16 protein-coding genes are annotated in these 17,915 nt (G+C 62.6%); 11 read left to right on the top strand and 5 right to left on the bottom strand.

The genetic code is table 11. From position 1 onward, the window contains the following. A complete protein-coding gene (locus J2X24_RS00345) occupies positions 1–1,281 on the bottom strand; it encodes a Y-family DNA polymerase (RefSeq protein WP_209714945.1) in 1,281 nt (426 codons plus the stop codon). Positions 1,282–1,346: 65 nt separating this feature from the next. Beyond that, complete coding sequence (locus J2X24_RS00350) at positions 1,347–1,772, bottom strand: VOC family protein (RefSeq protein ID WP_209714949.1); 426 nt, start codon at positions 1,770–1,772, stop codon at positions 1,347–1,349. A gap of 171 nt (positions 1,773–1,943) precedes the next feature. On the opposite strand from J2X24_RS00350, the gene J2X24_RS00355 reads away from it, so the two are divergent. The 3 genes from J2X24_RS00355 (at position 1,944) to J2X24_RS00365 (ending at position 4,558) form a co-directional block, all read left to right on the top strand. Next, the gene (locus J2X24_RS00355; RefSeq protein WP_209714952.1) at positions 1,944–2,495 is read left to right on the top strand and encodes a YbhB/YbcL family Raf kinase inhibitor-like protein; all 552 of its coding nucleotides are present in this window, start codon (positions 1,944–1,946) and stop codon (positions 2,493–2,495) included. A 72-nt stretch (positions 2,496–2,567) separates the two neighbouring features. Next, on the top strand, positions 2,568–3,887 hold the full coding sequence (locus tag J2X24_RS00360) for an MFS transporter (RefSeq protein ID WP_209714955.1): 1,320 nt from the start codon (positions 2,568–2,570) through the stop codon (positions 3,885–3,887). Further along, the gene (locus tag J2X24_RS00365) at positions 3,884–4,558 is read left to right on the top strand and encodes a DUF3885 domain-containing protein (RefSeq protein ID WP_209714958.1); all 675 of its coding nucleotides are present in this window, start codon (positions 3,884–3,886) and stop codon (positions 4,556–4,558) included. The genes J2X24_RS00360 and J2X24_RS00365 overlap by 4 nt, the downstream gene beginning before the upstream one ends. A 61-nt stretch (positions 4,559–4,619) precedes the next feature. Here J2X24_RS00365 and J2X24_RS00370 read toward each other — a convergent pair whose 3' ends face one another. Next, positions 4,620–5,822, bottom strand: a complete 1,203-nt coding sequence (locus J2X24_RS00370; protein ID WP_209714961.1) for a heparan-alpha-glucosaminide N-acetyltransferase domain-containing protein — start codon at positions 5,820–5,822, stop codon at positions 4,620–4,622. A 177-nt stretch (positions 5,823–5,999) separates the two neighbouring features. Between J2X24_RS00370 and rpmI the strand changes: the two genes are divergently transcribed. The 8 genes from rpmI to J2X24_RS00410 all read left to right on the top strand — a co-directional run bounded on the left by rpmI (position 6,000) and on the right by J2X24_RS00410 (position 16,342). Continuing rightward, complete coding sequence (rpmI, locus tag J2X24_RS00375) at positions 6,000–6,197, top strand: 50S ribosomal protein L35 (RefSeq protein WP_209714963.1); 198 nt, start codon at positions 6,000–6,002, stop codon at positions 6,195–6,197. Between the two features lie 14 nt (positions 6,198–6,211). Beyond that, positions 6,212–6,571 carry a 50S ribosomal protein L20 gene (gene rplT / locus J2X24_RS00380; RefSeq protein WP_209714966.1) on the top strand — a complete coding sequence of 120 codons (360 nt, stop codon included), beginning with the start codon at positions 6,212–6,214 and terminating at the stop codon, positions 6,569–6,571. Between the two features lie 116 nt (positions 6,572–6,687). Then, a complete protein-coding gene (locus J2X24_RS00385) occupies positions 6,688–8,787 on the top strand; it encodes a phosphocholine-specific phospholipase C (protein ID WP_209714968.1) in 2,100 nt (699 codons plus the stop codon). A gap of 67 nt (positions 8,788–8,854) precedes the next feature. Beyond that, a complete protein-coding gene (gene pheS / locus J2X24_RS00390) occupies positions 8,855–9,928 on the top strand; it encodes a phenylalanine--tRNA ligase subunit alpha (RefSeq protein WP_209714971.1) in 1,074 nt (357 codons plus the stop codon). Between the two features lie 54 nt (positions 9,929–9,982). Further along, complete coding sequence (gene pheT / locus J2X24_RS00395; RefSeq protein WP_209714974.1) at positions 9,983–12,406, top strand: phenylalanine--tRNA ligase subunit beta; 2,424 nt, start codon at positions 9,983–9,985, stop codon at positions 12,404–12,406. A 278-nt stretch (positions 12,407–12,684) separates the two neighbouring features. Next, positions 12,685–14,415: a DUF1800 domain-containing protein gene (locus J2X24_RS00400; RefSeq protein ID WP_209714977.1), complete on the top strand. Its 1,731-nt coding sequence runs from the start codon at positions 12,685–12,687 to the stop codon at positions 14,413–14,415. A gap of 9 nt (positions 14,416–14,424) precedes the next feature. Next, positions 14,425–15,840, top strand: a complete 1,416-nt coding sequence (locus J2X24_RS00405) for a DUF1501 domain-containing protein (RefSeq protein WP_209714980.1) — start codon at positions 14,425–14,427, stop codon at positions 15,838–15,840. A 286-nt stretch (positions 15,841–16,126) separates the two neighbouring features. Continuing rightward, positions 16,127–16,342 (top strand): flagellar basal body rod protein, encoded by a 216-nt coding sequence (locus J2X24_RS00410; protein WP_209714984.1) that lies wholly within the window; start codon positions 16,127–16,129, stop codon positions 16,340–16,342. A gap of 86 nt (positions 16,343–16,428) precedes the next feature. Here the strand turns inward: J2X24_RS00410 and J2X24_RS00415 are convergent, their stop codons facing one another. Together J2X24_RS00415 and J2X24_RS00420 are read right to left on the bottom strand one after the other, a co-directional pair. Next, entirely contained in the window at positions 16,429–17,139 is a 711-nt protein-coding gene (locus J2X24_RS00415) for a DUF1013 domain-containing protein (RefSeq protein WP_209714986.1), read from the bottom strand. 137 nt (positions 17,140–17,276) lie between these two features. Continuing rightward, positions 17,277–17,846, bottom strand: coding sequence for a hypothetical protein (locus J2X24_RS00420; RefSeq protein WP_209714989.1), 570 nt, complete (start codon positions 17,844–17,846; stop codon positions 17,277–17,279). Positions 17,847–17,915: the final 69 nt, after the last annotated feature.

Consider the following 17,915-nt stretch of genomic DNA (forward strand, 5'->3'; position numbering starts at 1 on the left):
CTACTCCCAGAACTCCGGCTTTTCGGGAATGCGGTTGAAGGCAATCTTGGCGCCAACAAAGCCGTGCATCTTGGTGCGCGGACCGATGGTCACCGTGTCCTTGCCAAAGCGCTGGTTCAAACCGTCCAAAGCATTTAGCAACTTCATATGCCGGCCGTCCTCTCCGGCATCAGGCGTCCAGCCGAACAGGTCCGCTGGCCGGTCGGCCTCGACCATGTTCAGGCAGGTGACGACAACCTGTTTGATCCTCGGCGCGCGCAGCTGACGTACGCAGGTCTCCCACAACCCATCGGCCGCCTCGAGCAGCCGGAAACTGTCAGAAGTGACAGCGAAACGCGTCGAGGCCTCTGCCCGGCCATCGTCATTCCGGACATAGAGGTGCAATCCGCCGCATTTGAACCCCATGCGCCGCAGCCGTGAGCCGCATTTGGCCGTCAATCTCCGCGCCACGCCGCGGGCGTGCTCGACCGGCCGCAATTCCTTCGCCAGGACATGCCCGTGGGTGATGCTGGCGCCCTTGGTCTCTATGTCCGGCGGATCGGTGCCGTGGATGGCGTACCAGAAGTTCTCGCCCATGATCCCGCCCCAGACCTGGCGCATCCGCGAAGGGCTCATTTCCCATAGCTGACGGACCTCATGGATACCGACCTTGTTGAGTCGCTTCAGCATCGATGGCCCGATACCGGCAAAATCGTCAAGCTTGAGCGTCAGAAGCTCCCCCGGCAACTGATCCATACGCAGGACGGTCAGCCCCAAGGGCTTACGGATATCGGCGGCGGTCTTGGCCAGCAGACGCGACGGCGCGATGCCGACTGACGCCGTCAGGCATTCCCCGACATTTTCCAGAATGCGGCGCTGGATGCGGTGGCCGATGGCGGTCGCCGCCGCCTCGTGGCACTCAGGCCCCATAAGCTTGCAGGCGAACTCATCAATCGAGCAGACCCGGTCGATCGGGATGACTTGGTCGATCTCGGCCAGGATGCGGTTATGGACATCGACATAGCGGTCGGGTCGTGCCTCGACAATACGCAAACCCGGAATGCGCGCCTTTGCGTCCAGCACCCTGGTGCCGGTTTTGACGCCGTAGGCCTTGGCCTGATAACTGGCGGCGATGGCCGAGGTGTAGTCCGACATGACCGGCACCACGATCGTCGGCCGGCCGCGCAAGCCCGGATTGTCCTGCTGTTCGACGCTCGCGAAGAACGAATTCATGTCGAGGTACAGCCAGCGTAACCGGCCGCCGTCCTCCCATTGCCGCTCTCTTGTGATGGCCTGTGTCATGTTCTCGCGCCTTCTGCCGCACCAAGAACGTAACAAGAACACATTTGCGCGTCAACCGGCGCGTCTTACCCGTTCTCACCCATATCCACCTCCCACACCACTGACTCGGCCGAACGCTCGGCCGGTCCATGGAAGACGGCTTCGACATTGTGCCCGTCCGGGTCGAGCAGAAAGGCGGCGTAGTAGTTAGAATGGTATTTGCGAAAGCCGGGCGCGCCGTTGTCGCGGCCACCGGCGGCCAGGCCTGCATCATAGAAGCGGTGTACGGTCTCCTTGTCGAAGGCCTGGAAGGCAAAGTGCCCCTTGGGGAGGTTCCCGCCCTTTGCGGGACTGACATAGACCTCGTCGAAAAAGAAGCCCTCATCACCCACCTCGACTTCGATAGCCGGATTAACCGCCGCCAGCACGGCGCGATAAAATCGTTCGCTGGCAGCCATGTCATTGCTGTGAATTTCGACGTGATCGAGCAGACGCCCGCGATGAAACTGCATGGTGACCTCCTTTGGATGGCGCGAAGGCTAATCACAGGCCTGCCATAAAAAGTCAGCATGAATGCACTTATAAATTCGCGCCGGCACCTTAGCTATTTTTTATAAAATCAACACCTTGACGCCGCATTCCAGGCGCACCGTCATCAAAAATGCCATAAGAGGACGTCGCAAATGAAATCCGCATGGATCATGGCGGCTTTCGTGCTGGCCTTGCCGGCCTGCGCCCAGCAAACGAGCTCCGCCCAACCCTTTTCCGTCGCCGTCACGGATGCCTCAGGCGGCCGCTTCACGCCCGCGCAGTATGCCTCAAGCCACGGCTGCACGGGCGAGAATCTTTCCCCCGCCATTGCCTGGCAAGGCGCGCCTGCCAATGCAAAGAGCTTTGCCGTCACCATCTTTGATCCGGATGCGCCTGGCGGCGGTTTCTGGCACTGGCTGGCCAGCGGTATCCCCGCGACGACCAAGGGGCTGGAGGCCGGGGTCAGCCACTCCCCCGCCCTGGCGGCCCTGGGCGTCAGCGAAGGCGTCAACGGCTTTGGCGCCTCCGGCTATGGCGGCCCCTGCCCGCCGCGGGGCCAGGATCACCGCTATGTCGTTACCGTCTATGCCCTGGGCGTGGAGACCCTGCCCCTGCCGGCCACGGCGACACCGGCTGAACTGGAGGCGGCCATCCAGGCCAGCACCATAGCCAAGGCGGAGACGACGATTCGCGCGGCGCGATAACAGTTTGGTGTGTCATGCTGCACCTGCGACAATTTCCCTTACTCTGAAAATCAAATCGGCTATAAGCGGTAGATGCCAGAGTTGAACACCCTCCCCAAGCCCGCCGATAGCGAAGTGGATGCCGGCGCGGCGTTGGACCTGCCGCCACGGCCGCCGGCGAGCGAGGAGGAACGCAACGAACGGACTTTTTTCCGGGCGCGGCTGCTACGCGAAATTCGCCATTTCATCTCCGACAACGGGCCACTGGCCGCGATGCTGGCGGTTGTCTTCGTCAACCTGATCGGCTTCGGTATCATCGTCCCATTGATGCCGTTCTTCGCCAATAGCCTGGATGCCCAGCCGTGGCAGGTGACGCTCATGTTCAGCGCCTACAGCCTCGGCCAGTTCTTCGCCGAACCCTATTTTGGCCGCCTGTCCGACCGCATTGGGCGAAAGCCGGTCCTGATCGTTACCACGGCTCTGTCGGTCGCCTTCTATGCAGCCCTCGCCTTTGCCCCCAATATATGGGCGGCCATCGCCATCCGCTTTTTCAGCGGCATCAGCTCCGGCAATATATCGACCATCCAGTCCTATGTTTCCGACGTGTCGAAACCTGAACAGCGCGCGGCACGCATGAGCCTGATCGGCGCAGCCTTTTCGCTGGGCTTTATCGTCGGCCCCGCTGTCGGCGGCTTCGTTCCCGGCGACCAGTTCCGAGCGCCCCTTATGACGGCCGCGGTCCTGTCGGCTATCGCGTGCTTCGGCGTAATATTCTTCATTCGCGAAAGCCGGGAGCGCATCCAGACCGCGCCACCTCCAAACCTGGCAGTGACCGCGAAAGCGGTTTTCCGCGATCCGGTCATTGTTCGCGTCATCCTGGCGACGCTTTGCTACATGGGCGCCTTCGCTGGCCTGGAATCGACCTTCGGCCTGTGGGCTCATGCCCAGTACGGCTGGGACAAGAAAGAGATTGGCGCGATTTTTCCGCTGATCGGCCTGACAGCCGGCATAATGCAAATCATCGTTATGCGCCCGCTGGTCCGGCGCTATGGAGAGACTAAGGTCTTGGCCGGCGGCCTGTTTTTGTTCGGCCTCAGCTTCACACTTCAGGCGCTCAACAGTTCGGAACTCCTGATCACCCCTATCGTCGTTCTGGGCACGATCGGCCAGTCGGTAATCTTTTCGTCGATCTGCGCCATCATTTCGCTGGCCACGCCGCCGGACAAGACCGGCGCGACACTGGGCCTCAACATGTCGACCGGCGCCATCGCGCGTATCTCGGGTCCAATGGTCGCGGGCGGCCTGTTTACTGCCTTCGGACCGGACGCGCCCCTGTGGATGGGCGCGGCGCTGACCATCCCGGCGGGACTGCTTGCATTGCAGTCCGGGCGCGTGCAAAAACGCGCCGCATGACCACGCCCTTCCAGCCGATCTGGCAACAGTTCCATCCCGACGCCGTGCCGGTGGGCCATACCCTGGCTGATAACGGCACCTGGAACCTGACGCGCTTTCACCTCCTGCCCGGCGGCCGCGACGCGGCTTTGAGCCGGCCGGAATACCGTTCGCTGATCGAGCGCTTTAACAAGGTGACGACCGAGGTTCTGGGCGACGGCGAGCCCTTCTGGCTGATCGTGCCCGACCGCCAGGCGCCGACCTGGGCGCGCGAAGCTCCCGATCCTGTCGAACGTGCGCGCTGGCGGCGCTTCCGCGCGCGCTATCGCCTCTTCTGGCAGTGGGACTTTTTCAGCGCGACCGACAATATTGTCTACAAGATCGAAGCGGCGCAGCACACCTGGCGGCCGCTGCATTTCGACCGGCTGTTTCTCGACATCTATAATGAAAAGCTGGCCGACATTATCCTGATGAACGCCAGGACCGGCGCGGTCGTGGCGCCCCATGTCGCCGGGCTCTTCGTCTCGCAGCCGACGCCGGCGGAGCTTATCCAGCTGATCAGCCGCTATTACGGCTGGCTGCCCGTGCCGGGGCAGGGCTTGCTGCGCTTCGATCCGGCGCAGATGAAGGATACGCGCTTCGAGCTGCCGAAATCCGCCGCCGCCGCGCTGCAGAAGTCGCTGGGGAATTAACATTCTGCCTCCCCAAATCCAATAGATTTGGGGACGCAGAATGAGCTGCAAAGCTGCGAGCTTACAGCTTCAGCCTGATCCCCACCTTGCTCAAGCCACCGGCGATCCACACGCAGATCAACGCAAAGCCCAGCGCCTTAACCAGCCCTATGCTGCCAGTAAGCAGGGTCTCCGGCAAGCCAAGGCCGAACGCCACGAAGGCGGCATAGGCGAAGTACGGGATCAGGTAGCTTAGCAGCGTATCGGTTCCGGCGGGTTTGACGACCGCAAACCAGCGCGCCTGCTTCGCGACATCGGCAATCCAGTAGATCACAATAAAGGCGGTCAGCGTCAAAGCGCTGCACAGGAACAGCCAGGCGGGCGTCGCCCCCAGCTTCGACAGCCCCCAGGCCGGACGCGTCAGGGCGTAAAGCACAATCAGCGCAACGACGATGCCTGCGAAGACCAGGGTCATGCGGACATTCTCGCCCTTGGGTTGCCAGATCTGGAACAGCCGGCCGATGACCACGCCGCCCATGACCAGGGCCGTCAGGGTACCGCCGATCAGCGGTTCGGGAATAAAGTGCAGCGGCTCCGGCACAAGCCGGGCGGCCCAGGCCAGACTTACGCCTGCAAAGAGCAGCCACCCTGCCACCAACCCGGCAGGGTGGCTGCGCGCCAGCACCGTCACCAGTGCCGCGCCGAGATAGGCCCAGCCTATCAACCCTAAAATGCCCCACCACTGCGGCCCGAAGAGGACATCTCCGTCTCCGCCACGATACACAAACGCCATAATCGCCAAAGCGACGACGCCCACGAGTTTTATGCCCCGCTGCAGCCAGATCGACATCGATTTCGGATAGCTGTTCCAGACCAGGATAAAGGCCAGGCAGCTCAAGGCATTCCACGCGCCGCGCGACAGGCCGGTCGCGTCGCCATTGATCGTCTCGCCATTGACCAGGAAGACGCCCATGACCAGAAGCGCCAGCGACCGGCCGAGCACGTGCAGGATCAGCTTGCCCGTGCCATCGCCCTTGCGCCGCCGGGCCTCGACGGCGAACGGCAGCGAGAGGCCGACGATGAACAGGAAGGCCGGAAAGACCGAATCCGCGAGGCCCATGCCGTCGACGCCGACTTCAACATGGCCCAGCCATGCCGGTATGTCCTTGAGCGACCACAGATCGTTGACGAAGATCATCAGCACCATGGTCAGGGCCCGAAGGATGTCGATAGCGCCGACTCGCGCCGGGGCTTCTGTGATTGGTGTGGATTCGGTATTGCTCATGACATAACCAATAACCCGGATTTTCGATTTGTCGAATCCGCACCGCATTCGGATTCGCACTTGCCACCCAAACGCTTTTCCTGTATCAGCCGCCGTTCTCATAACCGGCCGGGCCCATGACATGCCTTGGCGGGTTTCGCTCTATATAGAGGACGGTCCGACAAGGGCCGCAGGAAAATGTCAAAACTGAAGACCAAGTCGGGCGCCAAGAAGCGCTTCCGCATTACTGCCTCTGGCAAGGTGAAGGCCGGCGTCGCCGGTAAGCGTCACCGTTTGATCTCGCACAACGCCAAGTACATCCGTACGAACCGCGGCACCGTGGTTCTGTCGGATGCCGACGCGAAGAAGATCAAATCCTACATGCCGTACGCGTAAGGGAGCACTGACACATGGCCCGCGTTAAAAGAGGCGTAACCAGCCACGCCAAGCACAAGAAGGTCCTGAAGCTCGCCAAGGGTTTCTATGGCCGCCGCAAGAATACCATCCGCACCGCGAAGGCGGCCGTCGACAAGGCCGGCCAATACGCCTATCGCGACCGCCGCAACAAGAAGCGCAATTTCCGCAGCCTGTGGATCCAGCGCATCAACGCTGCCGCGCGTCTGGAAGGTTTCACCTACTCGCAGTTCATCCACGGCCTGAACGTGGCTGGCATCGACATGGACCGCAAGGTCCTGTCCGACGTCGCCATGAACGATGCCGCTGGCTTCAGCGCCATCGCCGCCAAGGTCCGTACGGCCCTGGCTGCCTAATTCCGCAGGGAATTGAAGATATGAGCCCCGCTGCGGAAACGCAGCGGGGCTTTTTCGTTGCCGTAAAACTGTTAAACAGGGCGAGTAGAGAGTGAGTTCCACCAGGGGAATCTCGCATGACCAGCCGCCGCCAGTTCCTGAGCGCCGCCCTCGCCGCTTCGCTCGGCGCACTTCCGCCGGCCATTGCCAGGGCGCTCGACATCCCCGCCCGCGTCCGCACTGGCACCATCAAGGATGTCGAGCACGTCGTCATCCTGATGCAGGAAAACCGCAGCTTCGACCACTATTTCGGCACGATGAACGGCGTGCAGGGCTTCGGCGACCGCTTCGCCATTCCCGCGCCCGACACGAAAACCAATAAAGGCCGCACTGTCTTTGCCCAGCCGCGCGAGGACAAGCCGGAAACTCTGATCGCGCCCTTCTATCTCAACACAGCCGAAGACTTCCGCCTGATGCGCGTCGAAGGCACGCCGCACAACATGGCGAACGCCCAGGACGCCTGGGACCTTGGCCGCATGGGCCGCTGGCCAGACGCCAAGCACAACCATTCGATGGCCTATTTCAGCCGCGTCGACATGCCGTTCCAGTACGCCCTGGCCGAGGCCTTTACCCTTTGCGACGCCTACTTCTGCTCCATGCATTCGGGCACCAATCCGAACCGCACCTTCCACTGGACCGGCACAAATGTCGGTCCAAACGGTCCGGTGACGAACAACGACTATGACAATCTGGGCGCTGATCCAAAGGGGCACGGCGGCTACGACTGGACGACCTACCCCGAGCGCCTGAGCGCCGCCGGCATCAACTGGCAGGTCTATCAGGACATGAAGGACAACTTCACCGACAACCCTTTAGCCGGTTTCAAGACCTACCGCGCCGCCGACAAGGCGACGTCGGAAAAGTTGATGGACCTGGCGCGGCGCTCGATCCGTACGCGCGACCTCGACAAGCTGAAAGAAGACGTGCTGGCCAACAGGCTGCCGCAGGTGTCGTGGATCGTCGGCACGGCGGAAGGTTCCGAGCACCCTTCGACCTCGTCGCCGGCGCAAGGCGCCGACTATACCGCCCGCGTGCTAGACGCCCTGACCAGCAATCCCGAGGTCTGGGCCAAGACGGTCTTCCTGATCAATTTCGACGAAAACGACGGCTATTTCGACCACGTGCCACCGCCGGCCCCGCCGTCAATCGGCGCGGACGGCAAGCAACTGGGCTTTGCCGAAGGCGCCGAGGCCGAATACCACCAGGGCGACGACAAGTACGGGAACCGCCCTTATGGCCTGGGCCCGCGCGTGCCGATGTACGCCATTTCGCCCTGGTCGAAAGGGGGCTATGTCGCCTCCGAAGTCTTCGACCACACCTCGGTCATCCGCTTCCTGGAGAGGCGCTTCGGCGTGCAGGAGCCGAATATCTCAGCGTGGCGGCGCGCCGTCTGCGGCGACCTGACCTCGTGCTTCGATTTCAAGACGCCGAACGACCAACCCTTCTTTGCGCACATACCCAAGACCGCCGAACTGGCCGAAAAGGCGCGCAAGCTTGGCGGCGAAACCAAGCCGAGAACGCCCGACACCCTGGTCGCGCCGGTCCAGGAAAAAGGCCAGCGGCCACGCCGCGCGACGCCTTACGATCTTGGAGCGCATCTCGGCTGGGACCACATCGAAGTCTTCCGTTATATCCAGTTCGACAATCGCAGTTCTGATCGCGCCACCGTCTTCCACCTCTATAACGGCCTCGACCTGACGCAACCGCCGCTGCGCTTTACGCTTGCCCCCGGCCAAAGCCGTAACTACGCTCCGGTCGCGGACATGAAGCTGAAGACCTACGGCGAAGCTGCCAGCAAGGGTTACGACTGGCGGGTCATCGGTCCAAACGGCTTTTTCCGTCATTTCGTGGGTGAGGTCTACGAAATCGACGCCTGGCTGAAGGGCGCGCAACTGCGCCTCGGCAATCCGTCGTTCAAGGCGCCACAGAAGATCACGCTCACCGATCATTACGGCGGCCGCGAACAGGTCTTCTACATGGCGCCGCAGCCACCGCACAAAGACGGCCACATGACGGTTTATGAGACAGTGACGCTCGACCTGGGCGCGACGTCGGGCTGGTATGACGTGACGCTCAAGGGCGATGGTTTCCATCAACGCCTGGCCGGCCACGTCGAAAACGGCCAGCCATCCCTGTCCGACCCACTGGCCTTCGGCCCGGCGCCGCTCAAACTCTGACACACTTTGCCCTTTATCCGCCGGTCGCTTTAGCCTAAATGAGCGCACTCACCTTTGAAGTGCCATCATGACCGAATACGATACCCTGTCCGCCGAAATCACGGCCGAAATCGCTTCCGCTTCCGACCTCGCCGCGCTTGACGCCGTGCGCGTGTCGGCGCTGGGCAAGACCGGCCGAATCTCGGGCCTGCTCAAGACGCTGGGCTCGCTTCCGCCGGAAGAGCGCAAGTCGACCGGCGCGGCCATCAACGCCATCCGCGACCAGATCCAGGCCGTGCTCGACGCCAAGAAGGGCGAGCTCGAAGCCGCCCACCTGGCTGCCCGCCTGGCCGCCGAGCGCATCGACCTCAGTCTGCCGTCGGCACCCCGCGCCAAGGGCGGCGTCCACCCGACGCTCCAGGTCATGGACGAGATGGTCGCCATCTTCGCCGACATGGGCTTTGAAGTCGCCGAAGGTCCGGACATCGAAGACGACTTCCATAACTTCACCGCGCTGAACTTCCCCGAGAAGCATCCGGCGCGTGAGATGCACGACACCTTCTTCTTCAACCCCGACGAAAACGGCGTGCGCAAGCTGCTGCGCACCCACACCTCTCCCGTCCAGATTCGCTCGATGATCTCGGGCAAGCCGCCCTTCCGCCTGATCGTGCCGGGGCGCGTCTTCCGCTGTGACTCGGACCAGACGCACACGCCGATGTTCCACCAGATCGAAGGCCTGGTCATCGACAAGGGCGCCCATATGGGTCACCTCAAATGGGTGCTGGAAACCTTCATTTCCCGCTTCTTCGAAACAAACGACGTCGTCACCCAGTTCCGCCCGCACCACTTCCCGTTCACCGAACCGTCGGCCGAAATGGACGTGCGCTGTTCGTGGGAAAAGGGCGAGCTTAAGGTCGGCCAAGGCGACTCGTGGCTGGAAATTCTCGGCTGCGGCATGGTCCACCCGAACGTGCTCAAGGCGTGCGGCGTCGATCCGGATGAGTGGCAGGGCTTTGCCTGGGGCATGGGCGTCGACCGCCTGGCCATGCTGAAGTACGGCGTGCCGGACCTGCGCGACATGTTCGCCGCCGATACACGCTGGCTTGCGCACTATGGCTTCAGCGCGTTTGCCGCACCGAACTCCGCGAGTGGCCTCTCTTAAGAATTTTAAGGCGAGGAGGCGAGCCTCCTCGACCTCGATACAAAGAAACCGGAAATGAAATTCTCTCTCTCCTGGCTTAAAGACCACCTCAACACCTCGGCCGACATCAACCAGGTCGCCGCCGCCATGACGATGGCCGGCCTCGAGGTCGAGGACATCCACGACCCGGCAAAGGCATTAAAGCCCTTTTCGGTCGCCAAGGTCATCGAGGCCGCGCGCCATCCGAACGCCGACAAGCTGCAGGTCCTGCAGGTCGACACGGTCGATGGCCGCAAGGAAATCGTCTGCGGCGCCCCCAATGCCCGCGCCGGCATGACCACCATCTACGCCCCGATCGGCGCCTATGTGCCGGGCCTCGGCGTCACCCTGGTTGAAAAGCCCGTGCGTGGCGTCGTCTCCAACGGCATGATGTGTTCCGGCGCCGAACTGGAAATCGACACCGATGCCGACGGCATCCTCGACCTTTCCGATAAACTGGAAGTGGGAACCCCCGCCGCCGAAGTCTTCGGCGCCGAACCGGTCATCGATTTCGAAGTCACCCCCAACCGTCCCGACTGGCTGGGTGTCCACGGCATCGCCCGTGACCTGGCCGCCGCCGGCCTCGGCACCTTCGAAGACAAGCCGATCACCCCGGTCAAGGGCGCCTTCCCCTGTCCGATCACCGTCAAGGCCGACGGCGACGCCTGCGCCATCTTCTCCGGCCGCGTCATCCGCGGCGTCAAGAATGGTCCATCCCCCAAATGGCTCCAGGACAAGCTGAAGGCCATCGGCCTGAAGCCGATCTCGACCCTGGTCGACATCACCAACTACATGTCGTTCGACCGCGCCCGGCCGCTGCACGTCTATGACCTGTCAAAACTCGTCGGCACCCAGATCATCGCGCGCCTCGGCCACGACAACCCGAAGGCCGAAGGCGAGGATGCCCACACGCACGAACAACTGATCGCGCTCGACGGCAAGACCTACAGCTTGACGCCGGACATGTCGGTCATCAGTGATGCCAACGGCGAACGCCCGATCGGCATCGGCGGCGTGATGGGCGGCGAGTCGACCGGCGTCGATGACAACACCACCGACCTGTTCCTGGAAAGCGCCTGGTTCGACCCGATCCGCACCGCCCAGACCGGCCGCGCGACCGGCATCACTTCGGATGCGCAATACCGCTTCGCGCGCGGCGTCGATCCGGAATTCGTCGTGCCCGGCCTTGAGCTGGCGACGCAACTGATCCTCGACCTGTGCGGCGGCGAAGCCTCCGACATCGTCGTCGATGGCAAGGCGCCCGCCCGCCGTCCGAACGTCAGCTTCGATCCGGCCTATGTCGGCCAGCTGACCGGCCTCACAGTCTCGAATGACGAGATCAAGCGCATCCTGCGCGCGCTCGGTTTTGCGCTCGACGCCCAAAGCACCGGCTATGACGTCACCGTGCCGTCCTGGCGCCGCGACGTCGACGGCAAGGCCGATCTGGTCGAAGAGGTTGCGCGTATCCACGGCTTCAACGCTATTCCCGCCACGCCCCTTCCGGTCGTCCAGCCGCGTCCGGGCGGCGTCCTGACCGCTCTGCAGGCCAAGGCCCGCGCCGGCCGTCGCGCTCTGGCGGCGCTCGGCTACAGCGAAGCCGTCACCTGGTCGTTCATGCGTCAGGACTGGGCCAAGCTGTTTGGCGGTGGCGACGATGCCCTGCTGCTAGCCAATCCGATCGCTTCGGAACTGAACTGCATGCGCCCAACGGCGCTAAGCAACCTGCTTGAAGCCGCCGGCCGCAACGCCGCGCGCGGCCTGCATGGTGCGCAGCTGTTTGAGATTGGGCCGGTCTATCAGGGCCTGGAGCCCGGCGACCAGAAACCGACCGTCGCCGCCATCCGCGCGCCGTCAAAGGCCCGCCACTGGCAGAATGCGGGCGAGGACGCCCTGTTCGCGCTCAAGGCCGATCTGTTCAGCCTGCTCGACGCCATGGGCGCACCGGTCGCTTCGCTGCAACTGGTGCAGGGTTCTAACGCCGGACACTGGCACCCCGGCCGTTCCGCGCGCCTGCAACTGGGCCCGAAGCAGGTCGTTGCCGAGTTCGGCGAACTGCATCCGGCCGTGCTCAAGGCCATGGACCTCGACGGTGCCTACGTCGGCTTCGAAATCCGCATCGACAACCTGCCGCTGCCGAAAGCCAAATCCGGCAAGTCAAAGGGCGCGCTGACGCTATCGAGCTTCATGCCGCTGACGCGCGACTTCGCCTTCCTGGCCGATGAAGCCGTCGCGGCCTCCGACGTCGTCAAGGCCGTCAAGGGCGCCGACAAACTACTGATCTCTGATGCTCGCGTCTTCGACGTCTATCGCGGTCAGGGCGTCCCCGACGGCCAGAAATCGCTGGCCATCGAAGTCACCCTGCAACCGGTCGACAAGACCCTGACCGAGCCGGAAATCGAAGCGGTCGCGGGCAAGGTCATCGCCGCGGCGGGCAAGGCCGGCGCAACACTCCGCACCTGATCACCCCGCCACGCAACAGGCTTGCGCATTTGCCGCCCGGCCGCCATCAGGCGCCGGGCGACTTTCGTTTGCACGCCTTGGTATGGCTTTGGTCCGCGCTTTACGAGAAATAGTTAATCCCGCTTAACCCTTGCAATAAAACATCTTTTTAGCCTCACCCCGGATAACTGTGCGTCGAGCGGTCTGGCCAACCGGTATTTTTATGTTACCTTTATCAAATATAAGAATTAGGGAGTGCAGGGGTGCGGGGCGAAACAGGGGAGCCATCAGCCGGTGAAATGGCTGATGAAACAAGCAATTCCACGACACACACACGCCTGAGCGGTGCCGCCGCGCTTGGCGTTCTCGCGTCCGGCCTCACCGCCTGCGGCGGAGGCGGCGGTGGCGGCTCATCCGGTGGCGGCACACCGCCTCCGCCCCCACCTCCCCCTGCGCTGAACTATACCGACACTGAAGCCGCGCGCTTCCTGCTCCAGGCGCAGTTCGCCGTAACGCCCGCCGATATCACCAGCGTCCGCACGCTCGGCTACGACGCCTGGCTGACCCAGCAGTTCAACGGAGTTCAAAGCCAGAGCGGCACGGAATGGCTCAATTCGCGCAACTGGCATCTGCCGGATGAAAAGGACAAGTACTTCAATCCCGTTGCCTGCGACTGGATGGCGTGGCGGATGATGATGACCGGCTCGGACCAGTTGCGCAAACGCTGCGCCCTGGCACTGTCGGAAATGATGGTGGCGTCTGCCAACCCCATCGATGGCTTCTGGCCGCCCTATGTCATCGCCGGCTACTGGGACATTCTCAACGCCCACGCCTTCGGCAATTTCCGGACCCTCCTTGAGGAAATTACCCTCAACCCGGCCATGGGCTTTTATCTCAACACCAAGGGCAACCAGAAGGAAGATCCGGCGACCGGCCGCGTGCCGGATGAGAACTACGCCCGCGAGATCATGCAGCTTTTCACCATCGGCCTGTATGAGCTGAATGCCGACGGCACGCTCAAGCTCGATGGCGCAGGCAAGCCGAAGGAAACCTACGGTCAGAGCGACATCACCAACCTGGCGCGCGTCTTCACCGGCTATGACTGGAACTACGATCGGGTCAACTGGCAGACCGTGTCGTGGCTGACCTACAAGGTGCCGTCGACCGAATTTGCCCGCGACCGCATGAAGTTTGATGCGTCGAAACATTCGACCCAGGCCGTGACCTTCTTAGGGGTCACCATTCCAGCCAATACGCCGGGCGTGGAAGCACTGAAGATCGCATTAGACACTCTGTTCAACCACGCCAATACCGGGCCGTTCGTCGCGCATCAGATGATCCAGCGCCTGGTGACCTCCAATCCATCGCCTGCCTATGTCGGGCGCGTGGCGACGGCCTTTGCCAACAACGGGTCAGGCGTGCGCGGCGACATGCAGGCCGTGTGGCGCGCCATTCTGACGGACACCGAAGCCCGTACCCTGCCCACCAATAACCGCACCGGCAAGCTACGCGAACCGATCATCCGCTGGGCGCAATGGGCGCGGACCTTTACGGTCACCAGCGCCACCGGCAAGTGGGAGATCTACGACACGTCGAACGGCGACTGGGGCCTGGGTCAGAGCCCGCTTCGGCCGCCATCGGTCTTCAACTATTTCCGTCCGGGCTATATCCCGCCCCAGACGGCCTTGGCGACATCGGGCGACGTCGCGCCGGAATTCCAGATCCACAATGAGACGACGACGGCCGGCTATATCAACTTTCTGACCTCGGTCCTCAAGGACGGCTATAGCGACGTCAAGCCGAGTTATGCAGCGGTGCTGGGCATTGCGCACAATTCGCGTGAGCTGCTCGACTGGCTGAACCTGCACCTCAGTGCCAACCAGGTATCGGAGACGACCATCGCCCTCATCCAGGGCGCGCTGGATGCGCAGACCGTCACCGCCACCTCGCCGGAGTCGGCCAAGCTCGACCGCATCTATAATGCCGTGCTGCTGATCATGGCCTGTCCTGAATATCTGATCCAGAAGTAGGCGAAGCGCATGCACCGGAACAACATCCCCGACCTGACCCGCCGCGCTTTCATGAAACGCGCTGGCGCCATGGCCGCCATGGGCGCTGCCGCTCCTATGGCGCTGAACCTCGCTGCGGTCGGCGAGGCCGCCGCCTTCGACGCCAACGATTACAAGGCGCTGGTCTGCGTATTTCTCTATGGTGGTAATGATTGCCACAATACCGTCGTCCCGCGCGATAACGCCAATTACGATCTCTATAGCGACATTCGTGGCGGCGGGTCTGGGCGGACGCGCGGCGGCATCGCCTATGGCCGCGACGAACTGCTGGCCTTGACGCCCGTCGTGTCGCAGACCCTGACAGACAATATTTCCTACGGCCTAGCGCCGGCGATGCCGAAAGTCGCCGCCCTGTTCAATGCCGGCAAGGCCGCCGTTCAACTGAATGTCGGGCCGCTGGTCGTGCCGCTGACCAAGGCGCAGTTCACGGCCGGCGGCACGCCCCTGCCACCCAAGCTGTTCTCGCACAACGACCAACAGTCGGTCTGGCAGGCGCTTGGCGCCGAAGGCGCGACCGTCGGTTGGGGCGGACGGCTGGGCGATCTGGCCCTGTCCAGCAATGCCAACAGCTTGCTGACCTGCATTTCAGCGTCGGGCAATGCCGTTTTTGTTTCCGGCAACAATGCGCTCCAGTACCAGATCGGTCCCACAGGTGCGATCCCGATCTGGGCGGCCAAGGGCTGGAGCTTCAATTCGGCCCAGGCGTCGAATGTCCTGAAAACCCTGATCACCCAGCCACGGACGCACGTGCTGGAGAACGAGTTCACCCGCGTCACCCAGCGCTCGATGACCATGGAAGGGATCGTCAATACGGCGCTTGATCCGGTCAATCTGACGACCTCGTTCGATACTGACGGCAAGAAGAACGGCCTGGCCGATCAGTTGAAGATCGTCGCCCGTCTGATCGGTGCACGGAATGCGCTGGGCTCAAAGCGTCAGGTTTTCTTTGTATCGCTGGGCGGTTTCGATACCCATGACGAACTGATGGAGGATCACCCCAACCTGTTGGCGGCCTTGGACGAGGCTCTGTCCGCCTTCTATGCCGCTACGGTCGAAATGGGCGTCGCGGACAAGGTGACGACCTTCACGGCATCGGATTTCGGCCGCACCCTGACCTCGAACGGTAATGGCTCGGACCACGGCTGGGGGTCGCATCATTTCGTTCTGGGCGGCGCGGTGAAGGGCGGCCGGTTCTACGGCACGGCGCCGCACGTATCGGTGACGTCGGATGACCAGGTCGGCCAGGGACGCCTGCTGCCCTCGACGGCGGTCGATCAGATGGCCGGGACACTGGCCCGCTGGTTCGGCGCCTCCGGAAGCGAACTGTCGACCATTCTGCCCCGGATCGGCAATTTCGCGACTTCGGACATGGGATACTTCGTCTAAGGCAGGCCCCGCCCACCGCCTTCGGCGGTCCCCCCTCCCCATAAATAGGGAGGGCGAAGCATAAAACTTCAAATTATTCTGAAATTTACATGATGGACCGTTCGTATCTCGCCCTCCCATTTATGGGGAGGGGGGACCATCTGCGGAGCAGATGGTGGGCGGGGCCTTTATAAGAATACCCATTCTCCCATATCAGTTTTTTATTTTAACCTTATTTCTGCACCTCACCTTAAACTTACCGGCGCATCGTCACGGCAGTAGAGTTCCAGTTCAGTTCCGGTGACCCATGTCGGCACTTATTTCAGGCATCAGCGGCGTTATGAACGCTTCGGCGCGGTTCGACCGCGCGGCGATGCAGACAGTGTCCAATATGAACCAGGGACGGGATGTGGTCAGCGACTTCGTCGAACAAATCGAAGCGCGGACAGCATTCGAGGCCAGTGTGTCCGTCATCAAGACGTCCCTGGACATGACCGGCCGGCTGCTCGACCTCAAGGCGTGACTCCCCTGAGAACCCAGAACCCAAACTAAAAAGGCCCGCTGGCGAAACCAGCGGGCCTTCTTTTATTCTTATTCGACGTTCGAGGATTAATCCTCGTCGTCTTCCTCTTCGCGATTGGTGAAGGCGCCGCCGCCGAAGACATCTTCAGCCGACAGGTCGCTCTTGCGCGCATAGGGGGTGTCGTCCTCTTCCTCAAAGGCCGGCTGCGGCGTCTGCGCCGGCTTCAGCGACGGATCATCCAGCGGGATGCCCAGCTTCTCAGCCTGCTTGCGCTTGGCTTCGGCAGCCTTGCGGACCACGCCGTCGAGTTCGATCTGCGACACCAAGCCCAGCGTCACCGGATCGACCGGCTTGATGTTGGCGGTGTTCCAGTGGCCGCGCGAACGGACCTGCTCGATGGTCGACTTGGTCGTGCCCAAGAGCTTCGAGATTTGCGCGTCGGTCACTTCCGGGTGGTTCTTGACGAACCAGGCGATGGCGTCGGGGCGATCCTGGCGGCGGGACACGGGCGTGTAGCGCGGCGCCTTCTTGGTCGGCTTCAGCAGCTCGGCGTGACGGCTCTTTTGCGCGGCCATGCGGTAGGTCGGCTTGGCCTCGGCCTTGTCGAGCTCTTCGCGGGTCAACTGGCCATTGGCGATCGGGTCGGCGCCGCGGATGTCACGCGCCACTTCGCCGTCGGCGATTCCTTTGACTTCCAGGAGGTGCAGGCCGCAGAAATCCGCGATCTGCTCGAAGCTCAGGCTCGTATTGTCGACCAGCCACACGGCGGTGGCCTTAGGCATCAGGATGTCTGACATGGTGTCTATCCTTGGTTTTGGAGCCGCTGAAAGGGCGGCCCAGAAATGGCTACGCCCGGCTTTTGCAGCCGGGCGCGGGGGTTGGCCATGGTATAGGATGATTTGTGACGGAAGAAAAGAGGAAAGGATTCGCTACGTTACGAGAGACACAACCCGCGCTTCGCCGCCGTGCCGTCGGTATCGGGCAGGATGGTGACCTGCAAGGGCGTGCGCGTCCGGTTGGCAGAGCTGGAAATCAGCGCGACATAGACCTTGCCGTACATGCGGAAACAGTGGCTTTCCTGGACGAAGGACCAGTCGCGGCCTTTCAGATGCGGCGCGTAGTCGGCGAAGGCCTCGGTGCGCATGCCCGCCGAAGCCAGGGTATTGATGACCGTGTCGCGCAGCTTGGCGCCCTCGCCGCGTTCGGCGCGGACATAGCAGCCGCTGCTTTCGTCTTCGCGCACGGTTACCCGGCCACCGCCATAGATCTTCTGGACCGGCTTGCCCGCCTCCTGCATCGTGCGGGCGCGGCGGCCGACATAGTCCTCGACGCGGCCACCTTCGCGCAGCCAGGTCAGGCAGCCGTTCTCAACCGCGAAGGCCACCCCGCTTTCGGCCGAACCGAAGGGCGATGGCGCGGGCGCCGCCAGGGCATGAAAGGCAATGCCGGCGGCCGCAACCGCCACGAGGCCGGAAGCCACAGCAACAAGGCGCGACAGGTTCATTTTGCGTCCCAATTTGAACTACGTTCAAATTAATAGCACAAACTATGCCACCCATCAAGCGAGTTTGAA

Origin of the sequence: Asticcacaulis solisilvae, assembly GCF_017875235.1 — a bacterium.
GTDB classification, from domain to species: domain Bacteria; phylum Pseudomonadota; class Alphaproteobacteria; order Caulobacterales; family Caulobacteraceae; genus Asticcacaulis; species Asticcacaulis solisilvae_A.